This is a genomic window from Pseudomonas sp. BF-RE-22, assembly GCF_019956155.1.
GTDB lineage: Bacteria > Pseudomonadota > Gammaproteobacteria > Pseudomonadales > Pseudomonadaceae > Aquipseudomonas > Aquipseudomonas migulae.
The window spans coordinates 85,644-103,266 of record NZ_JAHBDD010000086.1 but is presented as its reverse complement, the minus strand read 5'-3'; the positions used below and the strand labels follow the sequence as shown (position 1 = coordinate 103,266).

Genomic DNA, 17,623 nt, shown 5'->3' with positions numbered 1-17,623 from the left:
CTTGCTGGCGATAGCATCGCCTCGGTGTGTCAGTCGTACCGGAGTGATGCAATCGCCAGCAAGCCGGCTCCTACAGAGGGCAGGCCTCCACATTGAACGAGATCTACCGATGAACAACGCTCTGTCCCAGTTGCAGCCTTACCCGTTCGAGAAGCTCCGCGCCCTGCTCGGCAGCGTCACGCCAAACCCGGACAAGCGCCCTATCGCGCTGTCCATCGGCGAGCCGAAGCACCGTTCGCCAAGCTTTGTCGCCGAAGCCCTGGCAAGCAATCTGGACCAGATGGCCGTGTATCCGACCACCCTCGGCATTGCGGCCCTGCGTGAAGCCATCGCCGCGTGGTGCGAACGCCGCTTCAACGTGCCGAACGGCTGGCTCGACCCGGCACGCAACGTGCTGCCGGTCAACGGCACCCGCGAAGCGCTGTTCGCGTTCACCCAGACCGTGGTCAACCGTGGCGACGACGCCCTGGTGGTCAGCCCGAACCCGTTCTATCAGATCTATGAAGGTGCCGCGTTCCTCGCCGGCGCCAAGCCGCATTACCTGCCGTGCCTGGACGAGAATGGCTTCAACCCGGATTTCGATGCCGTTTCCCCGGACATCTGGAAGCGTTGCCAGATCCTGTTCCTGTGCTCGCCGGGCAACCCGACCGGCGCGCTGATCCCGGTCGAAACCCTGAAAAAACTGATTGCCCTGGCCGATGAGTACGACTTCGTGATCGCTGCGGACGAGTGCTACAGCGAACTGTATTTCAACGAACAAACCCCGCCCGCCGGCCTGCTCAGCGCCTGCGCGGAACTGGGCCGCAAGGACTTCAAACGCTGCGTGGTGTTCCACAGCCTGTCCAAGCGCTCCAACCTGCCGGGCCTGCGTTCGGGTTTCGTGGCCGGTGATGCCGACATTCTCAAAGGCTTCCTGCTGTACCGCACCTACCACGGCTGCGCGATGCCGGTTCAGACTCAACTGGCCAGCGTTGCTGCGTGGAATGACGAAGTGCATGTGCGCGCCAACCGTGCGTTGTATCGCGAGAAGTACGACGCGGTGTTGGAAATCCTCGGCCCGGTGATGGACGTGCAGCGCCCGGATGGCGGTTTTTACCTGTGGCCGAATGTTGAAGGTGATGACGAGGCGTTCTGCCGCGATCTGTTCGTCGAAGAACACGTGACCGTGGTGCCTGGCTCTTATCTGTCCCGTGACGTTGACGGTGCGAATCCGGGTGCCGGTCGGGTGCGCATGGCGCTGGTTGCGCCACTGGCCGAGTGTGTGGAAGCCGCTGAACGCATCCGCGCCTTCATCCAGCGCCGCAAATAAACACAAACCTGTAGGTGCCGGCTTGCCGGCACGAGCGACGCTATTTCACCTGCCCCAGATTGGCTTCGCTCAAGTCCAGCTCCCCCAGCACCTCGCGCAACACGTCATCACCAATCTGGTGGTGACGGCTGAGCTTATACAACTCCAGGCGTTGCGCCCGCAGCGCCTTCAAGCGCAGACGCCGTTCCAGCAGGTCCATCTGAAACGCCAGCGCCTGGGCTTCCGCCGAATCGTTGAACACCTCCAGTTGATGCCGATACTCGGACATGATCCGTGCCTTGAGTTCGACAGCAAGCGCCGCCTGGGCGGCGTCCTGCGGATTGGCCTCTTCGGTTTCGAGCGCATGAATGGCGGCTTCGGCGGTCTTGCGCCAGGCATCGCGCACTTCACTGCGACGCTTGTCGTCAGGGCTCTTCTCGATGCCGCGAAGCAACAATGGCAATGCAATACACGCCGCAATCAGCGACAGCAGAATGACCCCGGCCGCGATGAAAATCAGCAGATCGCGCTCAGGAAACGCCTCATTCCCCATCAGTATCGGCACTGACAACACACCCGCCAGCGTCACCGCACCGCGCACCCCGCCGACGGTCAACAACCAGCAGGAGCGCGCCGTCGGCACTTGCGTCATTTCGCCCTTGCCGCGCCAGCGACGCAGCAGCCCCGACAATCGCCAGATGCTCTGCACCCAGACAAACCGCAACACCACCAACACCAGGAAAATCGCCACCACGTCGAGGCAGCGATACAGCAGCGTTGGCCACAACGACGTTTCGTGGCTGGCCACGGCTTTGATGATGTCCGGCAACTGCAAACCCAGCAGCAGGAAGATCAGCCCGTTAAACGCGAACTCCAGCAGTGACCAGACGCTGCGGTTGAGCAGTCGGGTGCTGGTCTGGCGCGGCAGCAGATCGAGCCAGCTCTGCATCATCCCGGCCGCCACGGCAGACAGAATCCCCGAGCCCCCCAGGCGTTCGGCCAGCACGTATGCCGCAAACGGCAGCAACAACATGAAGACCACGTGAGTCGCCGGATCATCCCAACCGCGAGCGATCATCCACGAGCGCAAACGCCCGACCAGCCAGCTCAACGCAACACCGACCGCCAGGCCACCAACCGCCACCAACACGAACGTCAGGCTAGCGTTGGCCAGCGAGAACACCCCGGTCACCGCCGCGACCAGGGCGAACTTGAAGGTCACCAGGCCCGACGCGTCATTCATCAGCGCCTCGCCCTGCAGCATGTGCATCAGTGGTGTCGGCAGTCGGTTTTGAGAAATCGCCGAGACGGCCACGGCATCCGTCGGCGACAACACCGCCGCCAGGGCAAAGGCCACCGGTAGCGGAATGCTCGGCAACAACCAATGAATGAAGTAACCCGCACCGACGACGGTAAACAGCACCAGGCCGACCGCCAAGGTCAGGATCGGCCCCCGCAGTCGCCAAAGCTCGCGCTTGGGCATGCGCCAGCCGTCGGAGAACAACAGCGGTGGCAGAAACAAAAACAGAAACAATTCCGGGTCCAGGGCGACGTGCAAACCGAGCGTCGGCCAGGCCAGCAAGGCGCCGGCACCGATTTGCACCAGCGGCAATGGCAACGGGATCACGCGTCCGACCAGGCGCGAAACACTGACCAGCATCAACAGGATCAGGACGGTGTAGGCGGTTTGCATAAAGCGCGGTTCCCGGACAATCGACAGCATTGAAGTGCCATATTTGCCGCTTAGACTGCGGGTTGACCGTTGTACCAATGTCGCAGGCTGTCGCCAGTCTCGAAAAAACCCAAACCCTGCAGGAGCCGAGCTTGCTCGCGAAAGCGGCCTGACATTCAACATTGATAGTGGCTGACCTGCCGCTTTCGCGAGCAAGCTCGGCTCCTACAGGGTTTTGGGTTTTAAGCGGACGGTCATGGCATAATCCGTCACCTTTTTTTTCCAGCACCTGTAAAGGGGGCAATTCCTTGACCGATTCAAGCAAAACGTTGCACCTTTTCGGCATCAAAGCCTGCGACACCATGAAAAAGGCGCGCACCTGGCTCGATGAACACGCTGTCAGCTATGACTTTCATGATTACAAAGCGGTCGGAATCGACCGTGAACACCTGAGCCAATGGTGCGACGAGCACGGCTGGCAAGTGGTGTTGAACCGTGCAGGCACGACCTTTCGCAAGCTCGACGACGAACGCAAAGCCGATCTCGACCAGCCGAAAGCCATCGAACTGATGCTCGCACAACCCTCGATGATCAAGCGCCCGGTGCTCGATCTCGGTGACCGAACCCTGATTGGCTTCAAGCCAGATATCTACGCGGCAGCGCTCAAGTAAGCCAGCCCGTTCAATTTTGTTAGAGGTATTTACATGTCCACTTCCGTATTCAGCCTGGCCTTTGGTGTCGGCACTCAAAATCGCCAGGGCGCATGGCTCGAAGTGTTTTACGCTCAGCCGCTGCTCAACCCGTCGGCCGATCTGGTCGCGGCCATCGCGCCGGTTCTGGGTTACACCGAAGGCAATCAGGCCATCGCGTTCAGCACCGCCCAGGCTTCGCAACTGGCTGAAGCACTGAAAGGTGTCGACGCAGCCCAGGCCGCCCTGCTGACCCGTCTGGCCGAAAGCCACAAGCCGCTGGTCGCCACCATTCTGGCCGAAGATGCACCGCTGACTTCCACGCCTGAGGCTTACCTCAAGCTGCACCTGCTGTCCCATCGTCTGGTCAAGCCGCACGGCCTGAACCTGGCCGGCGTGTTCCCGCTGCTGCCGAACGTCGCATGGACCAGCCAGGGCGCGATCGACCTCGGCGAACTGGCCGAACATCAACTGGAAGCCCGTCTGCGCGGCGAGCTGCTGGAAGTGTTCTCGGTAGACAAATTCCCGAAAATGACCGACTACGTCGTGCCGGCCGGCGTGCGTATCGCTGACGCGGCCCGTATCCGTCTGGGCGCTTACGTCGGCGAAGGCACCACCGTGATGCACGAAGGTTTCGTCAACTTCAACGCTGGCACCGAAGGCCCGGGCATGATCGAAGGCCGCGTTTCCGCTGGCGTGTTCGTCGGCAAGGGTTCGGACCTGGGCGGCGGTTGCTCGACCATGGGCACCCTGTCGGGCGGTGGCAACATCGTGATCAAGGTCGGCGAAGGCTGCCTGATCGGCGCCAACGCCGGTATCGGTATCCCGTTGGGCGACCGCAACACCGTTGAATCGGGCCTGTACGTGACCGCTGGCACCAAAGTGGCGCTGCTGGACGAAAACAACAAACTGGTCAAAGTCGTGAAGGCTCGTGAACTGGCCGGTCAGCCGGACCTGCTGTTCCGCCGCAATTCGGAAACCGGTGCCGTGGAATGCAAAACCCACAAATCGGCGATCGAACTGAACGAAGCGCTGCACGCTCACAACTAAGCAGAGCGTCACGACCACCTGTTCTTGTAGGAGCGAGGCTTGCCCGCGAAGCTTTTGGGGATCTCACCGGCCCCTTCGCGAGCAAGCTTCGCTCCTACAGGTCCGGCGTAGCCCAGACCATCAGGTCAGGCGTACGTCCGCCCATGTTTAGCAGGGCCCGATACCATGATGATTCTCTCCCCCTGGCGCGCCGATTTTCCGGCCATCGCCGCCCTGCAACGGCAAGACCAGACCTATCTGGACAACGCCGCCACCACGCAAAAACCTCAAGCCCTGCTGGATGCCCTGGCGCATTACTACGCCAATGGCGCAGCCAACGTGCATCGGGCGCAACACTTGCCCGGCGCGCATGCCACCCAGGCGTTCGAGGACAGCCGCAATAAAGTCGCGCAATGGCTGAATGCCGGTGATTGCGGACAGATCATCTTCACCCACGGCGCGACCTCGGCGCTGAACCTCCTGGCCTATGGCCTGGAACACCTGTTCAATCCGGGCGATGAAATTGTCATCAGCGCCCTGGAGCACCACGCCAACCTGCTGCCATGGCAGCAACTGGCCCACCGTCGCGATCTGAAACTGGTGATCCTGCCGCTGGACGCCGACGGCTTGATCGACCTCGACACCGCCGCCGCGTTGATTGGCCCGCGAACCCGCTTGCTGGCGGTCAGTCAGCTGTCCAACGTGCTTGGCGCCTGGCAGCCATTGCCCGCGCTGCTGGCGATGGCCAAGGCACACAACGCGTTGACCGTGGTCGATGGCGCCCAAGGCGTGGTCCATGGCCGACACGATGTGCAGGCGCTGGGTTGCGACTTTTATGTCTTTTCCAGCCACAAGCTCTATGGCCCGGATGGCCTGGGGGTGTTGTTCGGCCGCCATGAGGCGCTCAAGCAACTGCGCCATTGGCAGTTCGGCGGCGAAATGGTGCTGGATGCGGATTACCAGCACGCACGCTTTCGTCCTGCTCCGCTCGGTTTCGAGGCAGGAACGCCGCCGATCTCCAGCGTGATTGGTCTCGGGGCGACGCTCGATTACCTCGCCGGCCTCGATCAGGATGCGGTTTCGGCCCATGAAGCCGCGCTGCATGACTATTTGTTGAAAGGTCTTGAGGCGCGCGACGGCATTCGCTTGCTGGGCAAACCGCAACTGGCCCTGGCGAGTTTTGTCGTCGAGGGTGTGCATAACTCTGATCTGGCGCACTTGCTGACAGAACAGGGGATCGCGGTGCGCGCCGGTCATCATTGCGCGATGCCGCTGCTGAAAAGCTTTGAACTGGCCGGGGCGATTCGGGTGTCGTTGGCGCTTTACAACGATTCCGAGGACCTGCAACGGTTCTTTGATGCGCTGGATCAAGCGCTGGAGTTGTTGCGATGAACCTCCCTGCCGATGCCGTCACAGCGCTGGAAACGTTTCAGAACGCCGCCGGCTGGGAGCAACGCGCGCGACTGCTGATGCAATGGGGCGCCCGGCTGCCGGCATTGAGCGATGTGGATAAGGTCGACGCCAACCGCGTGCATGGCTGTGAAAGTCAGGTGTGGTTGGTGGGATCGTTGCAGGACGGTCACTGGCAGTTTGCCGCGAGCAGCGATGCGCGGTTGATCCGCGGGTTGGTAGCGTTGTTGCTGGCGCGGGTTAACGGGTTGTCGGCGGTCGAATTGCAGCAGGTGGATTTGCCGGACTGGTTCAATCAGCTTGGACTCAGCCGACAGTTGTCACCTTCGCGTAGCAATGGCCTCAATGCCGTGCTCCAGCGGATGAATGAGTTGGCCGCGCCCCTGTAGGAGCGAGGCTTGCCCGCGAAAGCGGTGTGTCAGATAAAACGCCTTCGCGGGCAAGCCTCGCTCCTACAGAGATGGTGTTTCAAACACCTGGTTTGATGCGATCCGCCGGCCGCCGCACACCCGCCACAATCTTATCCACAGCCTTGGTCGCCGCGACCATGCCGAACGTCGCGGTCACCATCATCACCGCACCAAACCCGCCCGCGCAGTCCAGCTTCACGCCATCCCCGACAAAACTCTTCTGCAGGCAAATGCTGCCGTCCGGTTTCGGATAACGCAGCTGCTCGGTGGAAAACACGCACGGCACGCTGTAATGACGGGTCACGGTGCGGGAGAAGTTGTAATCGCGACGCAGGGTCGAGCGCACTTTCGAGGCCAACGGGTCGTTGAATGTGCGGTTCAGGTCGCAGACCTGGATCAACGTCGGGTCGATCTGCCCGCCCGCCCCGCCCGTGGTGATGATCTGGATCTTGCGGCGTTTGCACCAGGCGATCAGCGCAGCCTTGGCGTTGACGCTGTCGATGCAGTCGATCACACAGTCGATGTTCGGCGTGATGTATTCGGCCATGGTGTCGCGGGTGACGAAATCCGCCACCGCGTGCACCGTGCAATCCGGGTTGATCCCGCGCAGGCGCTCAGCCATCACCTCGACCTTGGGCTTGCCGACGGTGCTGTCCAGCGCATGCAACTGACGGTTGGCATTGCTGACGCAGACGTCGTCGAGGTCGAACAGCGAAATCTCGCCCACGCCACACCGCGCCACCGCTTCCGCAGCCCAGGAGCCGACGCCACCGACGCCGACGATCGCCACGTGCGCCGCGCGCAAGCGCTCTAGCCCTTCGATGCCATACAAACGGGCGATGCCTGCAAACCGCGGATCTTCTGTGCTCATGACCATTACCCCAAAAACCGGCGCGCATTATAGGGCCACACGCCAAAAGATCTAAGCTACAAGCGACAAGTGTAAGAACTTATGTGAAAGCCGATTGCCCAATGTCGTGCAATTCCCTGTCCGATGTACGTTCAGTGAACTGCCGGTGTAGGATGCGCGCCCCTTGGCGATCGCCAACCGTTCCTTCGTTCCACAGCCTTTGGAACCCGAAATAGCTATGTCATCGCGTAAATTTGGACTCAACCTGGTCGTGGTGCTCGCCATCGCAGCCTTGTTTACCGGCTTCTGGGCGCTGATCAATCGCCCGGTCACCGCCCCCAACTGGCCTGAACAGATCTCCGGTTTCTCGTACTCGCCGTTCCAGCAAGGCCAGTATCCGCAGAAAGAGCAGTACCCGACCGACGATCAAATGCGTCGCGATCTGGAAATCATGAGCAAGCTGACGGATAACATCCGTACCTACTCGGTCGATGGCACCCTGGGAGACATTCCCAAACTGGCAGAGGAATTCGGCCTGCGGGTCACCCTGGGGATCTGGATCAGCCCGGACCTGGAACGCAACGAGCGGGAAATCACCCGGGCCATCGAAATCGCCAACTCCTCACGCAGCGTGGTTCGTGTGGTCGTAGGCAACGAGGCCATCTTCCGTAAGGAAATTACCGCTGCCGAACTGAGCGTGCTCCTTGATCGCGTTCGCGCAGCCGTGAAGGTGCCGGTCACCACGTCCGAGCAATGGCACGTCTGGGAAGAACACCCGGAACTGGCCAAGCACGTCGACCTGATTGCCGCGCACGTCCTGCCTTACTGGGAATACATCCCGGTGGACAAGGCCGGCCAGTTCGTCCTCGACCGTGCCCGCGACCTGAAAAAGATGTTCCCGAAAAAACCGCTGCTGCTCTCGGAGGTTGGCTGGCCGAGCAACGGCCGCATGCGTGGCGGCACCGATGCCAGCCCGGCAGATCAGGCGATCTACCTGCGTACGCTGGTGAACAAGCTTAACCGCCAGGGTTTCAACTACTTCGTGATCGAAGCGTTCGACCAGCCGTGGAAGGCCAGTGACGAAGGTTCGGTGGGCGCGTATTGGGGCGTGTTCAACGCTGCGCGTCAGCAGAAATTCAACTTCGAAGGCCCGGTCGTCGCGATCCCGCAATGGCGCGTGCTGGCCATCGGCTCGGCGGTGTTGGCCCTGCTGTCCCTGACCTTGCTGATGATTGACGGCTCGGCCCTGCGTCAACGTGGCCGCACCTTCCTGACTTTTATCGCCTTCTTGTGCGGTTCGGTGCTGGTGTGGATCGGCTACGACTACAGTCAGCAATACAGCACCTGGTTCAGCCTGACCGTAGGATTTCTCCTCGCACTCGGCGCACTCGGGGTCTTTATCGTCCTGCTGACCGAGGCGCATGAACTGGCCGAAGCAGTCTGGACCCACAAACGCCGGCGTGAATTCCTGCCGGTGGTGGGCGATTCGGACTACAGGCCGAAAGTGTCGATTCACGTGCCGTGCTACAACGAGCCGCCGGAGATGGTCAAACAGACCCTCAACGCCCTGGCCAACCTCGACTATCCGGACTTCGAAGTCCTGATCATCGACAACAACACCAAGGACCCGGCCGTCTGGGAGCCGGTGCGCGATTACTGCGCAACCCTCGGTCCGCGCTTCAAGTTCTTCCACGTCGCACCGCTGGCCGGCTTCAAGGGCGGCGCGCTGAACTACCTGATTCCGCACACCGCCAAAGATGCCGAAGTGATTGCGGTGATCGACTCCGATTACTGCGTCGACCCGAACTGGCTCAAGCACATGGTGCCGCACTTCGCCGATCCGAAAATAGCCGTGGTGCAGTCGCCGCAGGATTATCGCGACCAGAACGAAAGCACCTTCAAGAAGCTCTGCTACGCGGAATACAAAGGCTTCTTCCACATCGGCATGGTCACCCGTAACGACCGCGACGCGATCATCCAGCACGGCACCATGACCATGACCCGGCGCTCGGTGCTCGAGGAACTCGGCTGGGCCGACTGGTGCATCTGCGAAGACGCCGAGTTGGGTCTGCGCGTGTTCGAGAAAGGCTTGTCGGCGGCGTACTACCACACCAGCTACGGCAAAGGCCTGATGCCCGATACCTTTATCGACTTCAAGAAACAGCGTTTCCGCTGGGCCTACGGTGCGATTCAGATCATCAAGCGTCACACCGCGAGCCTGCTGCGCGGCAAGGACACCGAGCTGACTCGTGGCCAGCGTTACCACTTCCTCGCGGGCTGGTTGCCGTGGGTGGCGGATGGCATGAACATCTTCTTCACCGTGGGCGCACTGTTGTGGTCGGCGGCGATGATCATCGTGCCGCAACGGGTCGATCCGCCGTTGCTGATTTTCGCGATCCCGCCATTGGCGCTGTTCGTGTTCAAGGTCGGCAAGATCATCTTCCTCTACCGTCGCGCCGTTGGCGTGAACCTCAAGGATGCGTTCTGTGCGGCGCTTGCCGGGCTGGCGTTGTCGCACACCATCGCCAAAGCGGTGCTGTACGGCTTCTTCACCAGCAGCATTCCGTTCTTCCGCACGCCGAAAAATGCCGACAACCACGGCTTCTGGGTGGCGATTTCGGAAGCGCGTGAAGAGATGTTCATCATGCTGCTGTTGTGGGGCGCGGCGCTTGGGATCTTCCTGGTGAACGGGCTGCCGAGCAACGACATGCGCTTCTGGGTGATCATGTTGCTGGTGCAGTCGCTGCCGTACCTGGCGGCGCTGATCATGGCGTTCCTGTCCTCGCTGCCGAAACCGGCCGTCGAGGCCGAAACGGCACCGGCAGTCTAAATCTTTGCAGATGCACTAAACGGCGGCCAATGGCCGCCGTTTTGCTTTAAGATAACCGCCATTTTCCAGGCCTTGCCCCCCATTTCCCGTAGGAGCGAGGCTTGCCCGCGAACGAAGCGACTCGGTGTAACAGATACACCTCATTATCGTTCTTCGCGGGCAAGCCTCGCTCCTACAGATAAAGCACCGGAGTTTTCCATGACGGCCCACGCCGACCTTTCGCCGACCCTTCAACTCGCCATCGACCTGATCCGCCGTCCGTCCGTGACGCCGGTCGACGCCGATTGCCAGAAGCAGATGATGCAGCGCCTGGGCGATGCCGGTTTTATGCTTGAGCCAATGCGCATCGAAGATGTGGATAACTTCTGGGCCACCCACGGCAAGCACGACGGCCCGGTGCTGTGCTTCGCCGGCCACACCGACGTGGTCCCGACCGGCCCGGTGACCGCCTGGCAGATCGACCCGTTCAACGCACTGATCGACGAACACGGCATGCTCTGCGGTCGTGGCGCAGCGGACATGAAAGGCAGCCTGGCATCCATGACCGTGGCCGCCGAGCGCTTCGTCGCCGATTACCCGGATCACAAGGGCAAAGTCGCGTTTCTGATCACCAGCGATGAAGAAGGCCCGGCGCACCACGGCACCAAAGCGGTGGTTGAACGCCTGGCGGCGCGCAAGGAGCGTCTGGACTGGTGCATCGTCGGCGAACCGTCGAGCACTACGCTGGTCGGTGACGTGGTCAAGAATGGCCGTCGCGGTTCCCTCGGCGCCAAGCTGACCGTACGCGGTGTGCAAGGTCACGTCGCTTATCCGCACCTCGCCAAGAACCCGATCCACCTCGCCGCCCCGGCGCTGGCCGAACTGGCCGCCGAGCATTGGGACCACGGCAACGATTTCTTCCCGCCGACCAGTTTCCAGATTTCCAATGTGAATTCCGGCACTGGCGCGACCAACGTGATCCCCGGTGATCTGGTGGCGGTGTTCAACTTCCGCTTCTCCACCGAATCCACCGTCGAAGGCCTGCAGAAACGCGTCGCCGATATCCTCGACAAGCATGGCCTGGACTGGCACATCGACTGGGCGCTGTCCGGTCTGCCATTCCTCACCGAACCGGGCGCGTTGCTGGACGCCGTCGCGTCGAGCATCAAGGACATCACCGGTCGCGAAACCAAAGCCTCCACCAGCGGTGGCACCTCCGATGGCCGCTTTATCGCGACCATGGGTACACAGGTGGTTGAACTGGGCCCGGTCAACGCGACGATCCACCAGGTCAACGAGCGCGTGCTGGCCGCCGACCTCGACGTGCTGACCGAAATCTACTACCAGACCCTGATCAAGTTGCTCGCCTGATGCTCGCCTGCCCGATCTGCAGCGAACCGCTGAACGCGGTGGACAACGGCGTGGCCTGCCCCGCCGGGCATCGTTTCGACCGTGCGCGTCAGGGTTACCTGAACCTGTTGCCGGTGCAGCACAAGAACAGCCGCGACCCTGGGGATAACCTGGCGATGGTCGAAGCCCGGCGCGACTTCCTGAACGCCGGCCATTACGCACCGGTGGCCAGGCGTCTCGCTGAGCTGGCGGCGCAATACGCGCCGCAGCGCTGGCTCGACATCGGTTGTGGCGAGGGTTACTACACCGCGCAAATTGCCGAGGCGTTGCCGAACGCTGACGGTTACGCGCTGGACATCTCCCGGGAAGCGGTCAAACGCGCCTGCAAACGCAACCCGCAGCTGACCTGGTTGATCGCCAGCATGGCGCGGGTGCCGTTGGCGTCCGGCAGTTGTCAGTTTCTCGCCAGCGTCTTCAGCCCACTGGACTGGGAAGAAGCCAAACGCCTGCTCAGCCCCGGCGGCGGTTTGATGAAAGTCGGGCCGACCAGCGGCCACCTGATGGAATTGCGCGAGCGGCTGTACGACGAAGTGCGTGAGTACACCGACGACAAGCATCTGGCCCTGGTGCCGGACGGCATGGCGCTGCAACACAGTGAAACCCTGGAATTCAAGCTGACGCTTGCAAGTGGTCAGGATCGCGCCAACCTGTTGGCCATGACGCCTCACGGCTGGCGCGCCAGTGCCGAACGCCGGGCGGCGGTCATCGAGCAGACAGAGCCGTTCGAGGTCACTGTTTCGATGCGCTACGATTACTTTGTTCTTCAATCTTAATTTTTGGTCTTGAGCAGCAGCTTGAGGCCGGCTAAATCCGCGAATGGATTTTTCAGACCCGCAGTGAGGACATCCATGCGCCAACCCGATATCGAGATTTACCTGAAAGACGCCGACGTCGACCACAAGGCCGTATCCGCCTGGCTCGGCGCGGCTCTGGGCCCGTGCACCGATTGGGTTCAGAAAGGTCAGACCTACAAGTGCAAGGCTGGCAACGTGCCAGTGACCTGGCTGCCGAAAGCGGTAGGAAAATGGAACAGCCTGTACCTGGAAAGCGACCAGACCCCGTGGGAAGACGACATCGCCTGCGCCCGCGCCGCGTTTGCCGCGCTGAACGTAGAAGTACGTTGTGCGCCGGGCAGTTGGGTCGAGGAAGAAGGTGAAGAGACAGCGGATCGCTGGATGCGCATCAGCGCCGATGGCGAAGAAGAGATCACCTGGAAAACTGCGTAACCCATCACACCACGAACCTGTAGGAGCGTGGCTTGCCCGCGAAGCTTTTAGCGTCAGTGATGACGCCTTCGCGGGCAAGCCTCGCTCCTACAGTGGGTTTTGGGTGATCTGGAGGGTGGTTTTACAGCCCCACCACATCCTCAGCCTGCAAACCCTTCTCCCCCGTCACAACGCCGTACTCGACCTGCTGGCCTTCAGTCAGCGAACGATGCCCCTCACCGCGAATCGCGCGGTAGTGCACGAACACGTCCACCCCGTCCTCGCGCTGGATGAAGCCATAGCCCTTGGCGTCGTTGAACCACTTCACGTTGCCGGTTTCGCGTGTTGCCATTTGTTCATACTCCCTTTTTATTATTGATCGGGCTTTTCGCAGGAAAGCCTCGGGAACGTCAGCCTGCGCATACCGGTCCCATGAGGGTGACGGCGACAGTGCGCCGAGTATATGTCAGACATTTAATCTCTCAATAGCACTTTGATTGCCGCTTTTTTGCCGATTTTCAGTGAATCCGGCACACTATCGACCGCCCGAGCAAACGCTCGGTTTATTCCACTCATGCAGAAGCCGTATGACCCGTTCCCCGTTCCGCCGTCTTGTGTTTGGCACCCTGCGCCGACTGCTCTATCTCTGGGTTCGCTCGGAGACGATCAATCAGTCGTCGTTCACCCTCAACCTCGACCGCAGCCGTCCGGTGTTCTATGTCCTGCAAAACCCTTCGCTGACCGACCTCGCCGTGGTCGACACCGAATGCAGCAAGGCCGGCCTGCCGCGCCCGGTGCTGCCGGTGTCTGTCGGCAATCTGCTGGAACCTGCCGCGTTCTTTTACCTGACACCGGAGCCCGACTGGCTCGGTCGCCAGGACAAACGCGGCGCGCCACCGACCCTGACCCGACTGGTCAGCGCCCTGAGCCAGAACGCTGCCGAAGACGCGCAGATCATTCCGGTCAGCGTGTTCTGGGGCCAGTCGCCGGACAGCGAATCGAGTCCATGGAAACTGCTGTTCGCCGATAGCTGGGCGGTTACCGGGCGCCTGCGCCGCTTGCTGAGCATCATCGTGCTGGGGCGCAAGACCCGCGTGCAATTCTCCGCGCCGATTCACCTGCGTGAACTGATCGAGCACAACAAGGGCCACGAGCGCACCGTGCGCATGGCCCAGCGGATTCTGCGGGTGCATTTCCGCAACCTCAAAGCCGCGGTGATCGGCCCGGACATTTCCCACCGTCGCAACCTGGTCAAAGGCCTGCTCAACCAGCCGCTGGTCAAGCAAGCGATCCTCGACGAAGCCGAACGCGGGAATATCTCCCCCGAGAAAGCCAAGGCCCAGGCCCTGCGTTACGGCAACGAGATCGCCTCGGACTACACCTACACCGCGATCCGCTTCATGGAAGTGGTGCTGAGCTGGTTCTGGAACAAGATCTACGACGGCATCAAGGTCAACAATATCGAAGGCGTGCAGAAGGTCGCCCCGGGTTACGAAGTGATCTATGTGCCGTGCCACCGCAGCCATATCGACTACCTGCTGCTGTCCTATCTGCTGTTTCGCAACGGCCTGACCCCGCCGCACATCGCCGCCGGGATCAACCTCAACATGCCGGGGATCGGTGGCCTGCTGCGTCGCGGCGGTGCGTTCTTCATGCGCCGTACCTTCAAGGGCAACCCGCTGTACACCTCGGTGTTCAACGAGTACCTGCACACCCTGTTCACCAAAGGTTTTCCGGTCGAGTATTTCGTCGAGGGCGGCCGCTCGCGCACCGGGCGCATGTTGCAACCGAAAACCGGGATGCTGGCGATCACCTTGCGCAGCTTCCTGCGCTCCTCGCGCATGCCGATCGTGTTCGTGCCGGTGTACATCGGTTATGAACGCGTACTGGAAGGCCGGACTTACCTCGGCGAACTGCGTGGTGCGAGCAAGAAGAAAGAATCGATCTTCGACATCTTCAAAGTCATCGGCGCCCTGAAGCAGCGTTTCGGCCAGGTGGCGGTGAACTTCGGCGAGCCGATCAAACTGGCGGAATTCCTCGACAGCGAACAGCCAGACTGGCGTCAACAGGAACTCGGCCCGCAGTTCAAACCGGCCTGGCTCAACGAAACCACCAACCGCCTCGGCGAGAAAGTGGCGCAGCACCTGAACGAAGCGGCAGCGATCAACCCGGTCAACCTCGTGGCGTTGGCATTGCTGTCCACCAGTCGCTTGGCACTGGACGATCGCGCCATGGCGCGGGTGCTGGATCTGTATCTGGCGCTGCTGCGCAAGGTTCCGTACTCGCCGCACACTACGCTGCCGGAAGGTGACGGCCGCGCGCTGATCGAGCATGTGAAGGACATGGACCTGCTGTCCGAACAGAGCGATGCGCTGGGCAAAATCCTCTATCTGGATGAGCAAAACGCCGTCCTGATGACTTACTACCGCAACAACGTGCTGCACATTTTCGCGTTGCCGGCGTTGCTCGCGAGCTTCTTCCAGAGTGCGTCGCGCATGAGCCGCGAGCAGATCCTGCGCTACACCCGCGCACTGTATCCGTACCTGCAATCGGAGCTGTTCATTCGCTGGTCGCTGGACGAACTGGATGCCGTGATCGATCAATGGCTCGAAGCGTTCGTCGAGCAAGGCCTGCTGCGTTTCGAGAACGACGTTTACCTGCGCCCGGCACCAAGCTCGCGGCATTTCGTGTTGCTGACGCTGCTGTCGAAGAGCATCGCCCAGACGCTGCAACGCTTCTACATGACCGTTTCCCTGTTGCTCAACAGCGGCCAGAACAGCATCAGCGCCGAAGAACTGGAAGACCTGTGCACGGTCATGGCCCAGCGCCTGTCGATCCTGCATGGCCTGAACGCGCCGGAATTTTTCGACAAGAGCCTGTTCCGCCACTTCATCCAGACGATGCTCGACCTCGACGTGCTCAAGCGTGACGAGGCCGGCAAGCTGAGCTATCACGAACTGCTCGGCGAACTGGCCGAAGGTGCGGCGAAACGGGTGTTGTCGGCGGAGATCCGCTTGTCGATCCGTCAGGTGGCGTTGCATCGCAGTGAGGATGCGGCGGAGTTGGTCACGCCTGTTTGATCGCGCGGCCCCCAGGGGTTCAGAAGCAAGGAAGCTTCCGATCCACCCTGACATCAATTCACCCCCTAATCAGGGAATTCCCCTACATCTAGTTCCGGTGCCTTGGCGATAGGCTGACCCCTCGTCATTTCCGACGATTTATTTGATAAGGAAATCAAAATGAGCAGCGAACCTGTAATGAACATCAGCGGTACCGTGTACTACCTGCACAAGATTGCCCTTCCACTGAACTCGACACTTTACGTCGATCTGCTGGATGTCACTGAGACTGATGCCCCAGCCAAACTACTTGCCCGACAAGTTATCTCTGATGCGGAAAAGAAAGCGTTAACCTTTTCCCTGCTGTACCAGGTTGCGGATGTCCTGCCTGGCAATAGCTATGCAATCCGTGCACGCATCGAAACCCCCGAGCATATGATTTACAAGACCATCAAACTTCATCGAGTGGAGCTGGGTGTAAACCACCTGCGCCCGGAGGACGTTGTCGTTCGTAGCGTTCGTGAAACACCGGAAGGTAACTTCTAAGCCCTCGCCTGAAAAAAACGCTAAATTGTCGTTGGCGCCAGTCTTCTTCAGGTGCCAACGACAAGGATTGAATGCATGAAAAAACTTTCGCTTCTGGGACTGGCTGCTTTGCTCAGTGCCTGCCAAACCCCGCAACCCGCCGCCAAAACCAGCCTCGATGGCGAAGTCTTCTACCTGCAACGCATCGCCCTGCCGCCGACTGCCACCCTGAGCGTCAGCTTGCAGGACGTATCGCTGGCCGACGCTCCTGCCGTGGTGCTCGACGAGCAGAAAGGCCCGGTCAAAGGCCAGGTGCCACTGCCGTTCCATCTGAGTTACGATCCGGCCCAGGTCAAACCCGGCCATCGTTATTCCGTCAGCGCGCGAATCGAAGTGAATGGCCAGCTGATGTTCATCACCACCGAACATCACGCCGTGCAACTGAATGGCAGCGACCCGCAGCCATTGAAAATTCGCGTCGACGCCGTCCGTTAATTCTTTTTTTGCTCATTTTTTTCCGAACAAGGAAGCCGCCATGTTCCGCCCTACCCTTCGCTTTGCCGGCCTGTTTGCAGGTTTGATGATTTCCGCCAGTGCCATGGCGCTGTCGCTCAGTGACTTGTCGCAAAAGGACGCTACCGGCGGCCTCAAGGATGCCCTGACCCAAGGCGCGCAACTGGCCGTGAAACAACTCGGTACGCCGGGCGGCTTCAGTAACAACCCGGACGTGAAGATCGAACTGCCGGGCAAACTGGGCAAGGTCGCCAGCAAAATGAAACAATTCGGCATGGGTGATCAGGTCGATCAGCTGGAAACCAGCATGAACAAAGCAGCGGAAACGGCCGTGGTCCAGGCTCAGCCGATCCTCGTGGATGCCGTGAAGAAGATGACGGTCGAAGATGCCAAGGGCATTCTCAGCGGCGGTAATGACTCCGCCACGCAATACCTGAACAAAACCAGCCGCGAACAGATCCGCGCCAAGTTCCTGCCGATCGTCAAACAAGCCACCGACCAGGTTGGCCTGGCCAAGCAGTACAACTCGTTCGCCGGACAAGCCGCGACCATGGGCGTGGTGGATGCGAAAAGCGCCAACATCGAAAGCTACGTGACCGAGCAGGCCCTGAACGGTTTGTTCGAGATGATCGGCAAACAGGAAGAAACCATTCGCCAGAACCCTGCGGCGGCGGCGACCAGTTTGGCGAAGAAGGTGTTTGGTTCGCTCTAAGCCTTAGTACAAGGCTCTGTGGGAGCAGGCATGCTCCCACAC

At 60.8% G+C, this 17,623-nt stretch carries 16 protein-coding genes; 13 read left to right on the top strand and 3 right to left on the bottom strand.

Features of this window, described 5'->3' with window-relative positions; all coding sequences use genetic code 11:
- Positions 1 to 109 precede the first annotated feature (109 nt).
- The gene (gene dapC / locus KGA82_RS27690; RefSeq protein WP_008039390.1) at positions 110 to 1,309 is read left to right on the top strand and encodes a succinyldiaminopimelate transaminase; all 1,200 of its coding nucleotides are present in this window, start codon (positions 110 to 112) and stop codon (positions 1,307 to 1,309) included.
- A 40-nt stretch (positions 1,310 to 1,349) separates the two neighbouring features.
- Here dapC and KGA82_RS27685 read toward each other — a convergent pair whose 3' ends face one another.
- A complete protein-coding gene (locus tag KGA82_RS27685) occupies positions 1,350 to 2,981 on the bottom strand; it encodes a Na+/H+ antiporter (protein WP_008039389.1) in 1,632 nt (543 codons plus the stop codon).
- Between the two features lie 287 nt (positions 2,982 to 3,268).
- Between KGA82_RS27685 and KGA82_RS27680 the strand changes: the two genes are divergently transcribed.
- The 4 genes from KGA82_RS27680 (at position 3,269) to KGA82_RS27665 (ending at position 6,477) form a co-directional block, all read left to right on the top strand.
- Positions 3,269 to 3,631, top strand: a complete 363-nt coding sequence (locus KGA82_RS27680) for an ArsC family reductase (protein ID WP_008039388.1) — start codon at positions 3,269 to 3,271, stop codon at positions 3,629 to 3,631.
- 33 nt (positions 3,632 to 3,664) lie between these two features.
- On the top strand, positions 3,665 to 4,699 hold the full coding sequence (dapD, locus tag KGA82_RS27675; protein ID WP_207285811.1) for a 2,3,4,5-tetrahydropyridine-2,6-dicarboxylate N-succinyltransferase: 1,035 nt from the start codon (positions 3,665 to 3,667) through the stop codon (positions 4,697 to 4,699).
- 165 nt (positions 4,700 to 4,864) lie between these two features.
- On the top strand, positions 4,865 to 6,070 hold the full coding sequence (locus tag KGA82_RS27670; protein WP_223453195.1) for an aminotransferase class V-fold PLP-dependent enzyme: 1,206 nt from the start codon (positions 4,865 to 4,867) through the stop codon (positions 6,068 to 6,070).
- A complete protein-coding gene (locus tag KGA82_RS27665) occupies positions 6,067 to 6,477 on the top strand; it encodes a SufE family protein (RefSeq protein WP_223453194.1) in 411 nt (136 codons plus the stop codon). Before KGA82_RS27670 ends, KGA82_RS27665 begins: the two co-directional genes overlap by 4 nt.
- A gap of 79 nt (positions 6,478 to 6,556) precedes the next feature.
- Here KGA82_RS27665 and tcdA read toward each other — a convergent pair whose 3' ends face one another.
- Positions 6,557 to 7,375, bottom strand: a complete 819-nt coding sequence (gene tcdA / locus KGA82_RS27660) for a tRNA cyclic N6-threonylcarbamoyladenosine(37) synthase TcdA (protein ID WP_008039374.1) — start codon at positions 7,373 to 7,375, stop codon at positions 6,557 to 6,559.
- A 211-nt stretch (positions 7,376 to 7,586) separates the two neighbouring features.
- On the opposite strand from tcdA, the gene KGA82_RS27655 reads away from it, so the two are divergent.
- The 4 genes from KGA82_RS27655 to KGA82_RS27640 all read left to right on the top strand — a co-directional run bounded on the left by KGA82_RS27655 (position 7,587) and on the right by KGA82_RS27640 (position 12,793).
- Positions 7,587 to 10,178, top strand: coding sequence for a glycosyltransferase (locus KGA82_RS27655; RefSeq protein WP_032829235.1), 2,592 nt, complete (start codon positions 7,587 to 7,589; stop codon positions 10,176 to 10,178).
- Between the two features lie 198 nt (positions 10,179 to 10,376).
- Positions 10,377 to 11,528 carry a succinyl-diaminopimelate desuccinylase gene (gene dapE, locus KGA82_RS27650; RefSeq protein WP_008035465.1) on the top strand — a complete coding sequence of 384 codons (1,152 nt, stop codon included), beginning with the start codon at positions 10,377 to 10,379 and terminating at the stop codon, positions 11,526 to 11,528.
- Positions 11,528 to 12,340, top strand: coding sequence for a putative RNA methyltransferase (locus KGA82_RS27645; protein WP_008035467.1), 813 nt, complete (start codon positions 11,528 to 11,530; stop codon positions 12,338 to 12,340). The genes dapE and KGA82_RS27645 overlap by 1 nt, the downstream gene beginning before the upstream one ends.
- A 75-nt stretch (positions 12,341 to 12,415) precedes the next feature.
- Positions 12,416 to 12,793, top strand: coding sequence for a hypothetical protein (locus KGA82_RS27640; protein ID WP_008035469.1), 378 nt, complete (start codon positions 12,416 to 12,418; stop codon positions 12,791 to 12,793).
- Positions 12,794 to 12,914: 121 nt separating this feature from the next.
- On the opposite strand, the gene KGA82_RS27635 is transcribed toward KGA82_RS27640, so the two are convergent.
- Entirely contained in the window at positions 12,915 to 13,124 is a 210-nt protein-coding gene (locus tag KGA82_RS27635) for a cold-shock protein (protein ID WP_008035470.1), read from the bottom strand.
- A gap of 235 nt (positions 13,125 to 13,359) precedes the next feature.
- Here KGA82_RS27635 and plsB point away from each other — a divergent pair, with 235 nt between their 5' ends.
- The 4 genes from plsB (at position 13,360) to KGA82_RS27615 (ending at position 17,581) form a co-directional block, all read left to right on the top strand.
- Complete coding sequence (gene plsB, locus KGA82_RS27630) at positions 13,360 to 15,852, top strand: glycerol-3-phosphate 1-O-acyltransferase PlsB (RefSeq protein ID WP_223453193.1); 2,493 nt, start codon at positions 13,360 to 13,362, stop codon at positions 15,850 to 15,852.
- Positions 15,853 to 16,011: 159 nt separating this feature from the next.
- The gene (locus KGA82_RS27625; RefSeq protein WP_223453192.1) at positions 16,012 to 16,377 is read left to right on the top strand and encodes a YbaY family lipoprotein; all 366 of its coding nucleotides are present in this window, start codon (positions 16,012 to 16,014) and stop codon (positions 16,375 to 16,377) included.
- Between the two features lie 75 nt (positions 16,378 to 16,452).
- The gene (locus tag KGA82_RS27620; RefSeq protein WP_223453191.1) at positions 16,453 to 16,851 is read left to right on the top strand and encodes a YbaY family lipoprotein; all 399 of its coding nucleotides are present in this window, start codon (positions 16,453 to 16,455) and stop codon (positions 16,849 to 16,851) included.
- Positions 16,852 to 16,891: 40 nt separating this feature from the next.
- Entirely contained in the window at positions 16,892 to 17,581 is a 690-nt protein-coding gene (locus KGA82_RS27615) for a DUF4197 domain-containing protein (protein ID WP_223453190.1), read from the top strand.
- The last annotated feature ends 42 nt before the right edge of the window (positions 17,582 to 17,623 follow it).

Excerpts from the sequence above, each read along its gene's own strand:
- KGA82_RS27635 (WP_008035470.1), bottom strand. The coding sequence starts at position 13,124 with ATGGCAACACGCGAAACCGGCAACGTGAAGTGGTTCAACGACGCCAAG.
- tcdA (WP_008039374.1), bottom strand. The coding sequence starts at position 7,375 with ATGGTCATGAGCACAGAAGATCCGCGGTTTGCAGGCATCGCCCGTTTG.
- KGA82_RS27685 (WP_008039389.1), bottom strand. The coding sequence starts at position 2,981 with ATGCAAACCGCCTACACCGTCCTGATCCTGTTGATGCTGGTCAGTGTT.
- KGA82_RS27665 (WP_223453194.1), top strand. The coding sequence starts at position 6,067 with ATGAACCTCCCTGCCGATGCCGTCACAGCGCTGGAAACGTTTCAGAAC.
- plsB (WP_223453193.1), top strand. The coding sequence starts at position 13,360 with ATGACCCGTTCCCCGTTCCGCCGTCTTGTGTTTGGCACCCTGCGCCGA.
- KGA82_RS27670 (WP_223453195.1), top strand. The coding sequence starts at position 4,865 with ATGATGATTCTCTCCCCCTGGCGCGCCGATTTTCCGGCCATCGCCGCC.
- KGA82_RS27640 (WP_008035469.1), top strand. The coding sequence starts at position 12,416 with ATGCGCCAACCCGATATCGAGATTTACCTGAAAGACGCCGACGTCGAC.
- KGA82_RS27645 (WP_008035467.1), top strand. The coding sequence starts at position 11,528 with ATGCTCGCCTGCCCGATCTGCAGCGAACCGCTGAACGCGGTGGACAAC.
- KGA82_RS27625 (WP_223453192.1), top strand. The coding sequence starts at position 16,012 with ATGAGCAGCGAACCTGTAATGAACATCAGCGGTACCGTGTACTACCTG.
- KGA82_RS27615 (WP_223453190.1), top strand. The coding sequence starts at position 16,892 with ATGTTCCGCCCTACCCTTCGCTTTGCCGGCCTGTTTGCAGGTTTGATG.
- dapD (WP_207285811.1), top strand. The coding sequence starts at position 3,665 with ATGTCCACTTCCGTATTCAGCCTGGCCTTTGGTGTCGGCACTCAAAAT.
- dapC (WP_008039390.1), top strand. The coding sequence starts at position 110 with ATGAACAACGCTCTGTCCCAGTTGCAGCCTTACCCGTTCGAGAAGCTC.
- KGA82_RS27655 (WP_032829235.1), top strand. The coding sequence starts at position 7,587 with ATGTCATCGCGTAAATTTGGACTCAACCTGGTCGTGGTGCTCGCCATC.
- KGA82_RS27620 (WP_223453191.1), top strand. The coding sequence starts at position 16,453 with ATGAAAAAACTTTCGCTTCTGGGACTGGCTGCTTTGCTCAGTGCCTGC.
- dapE (WP_008035465.1), top strand. The coding sequence starts at position 10,377 with ATGACGGCCCACGCCGACCTTTCGCCGACCCTTCAACTCGCCATCGAC.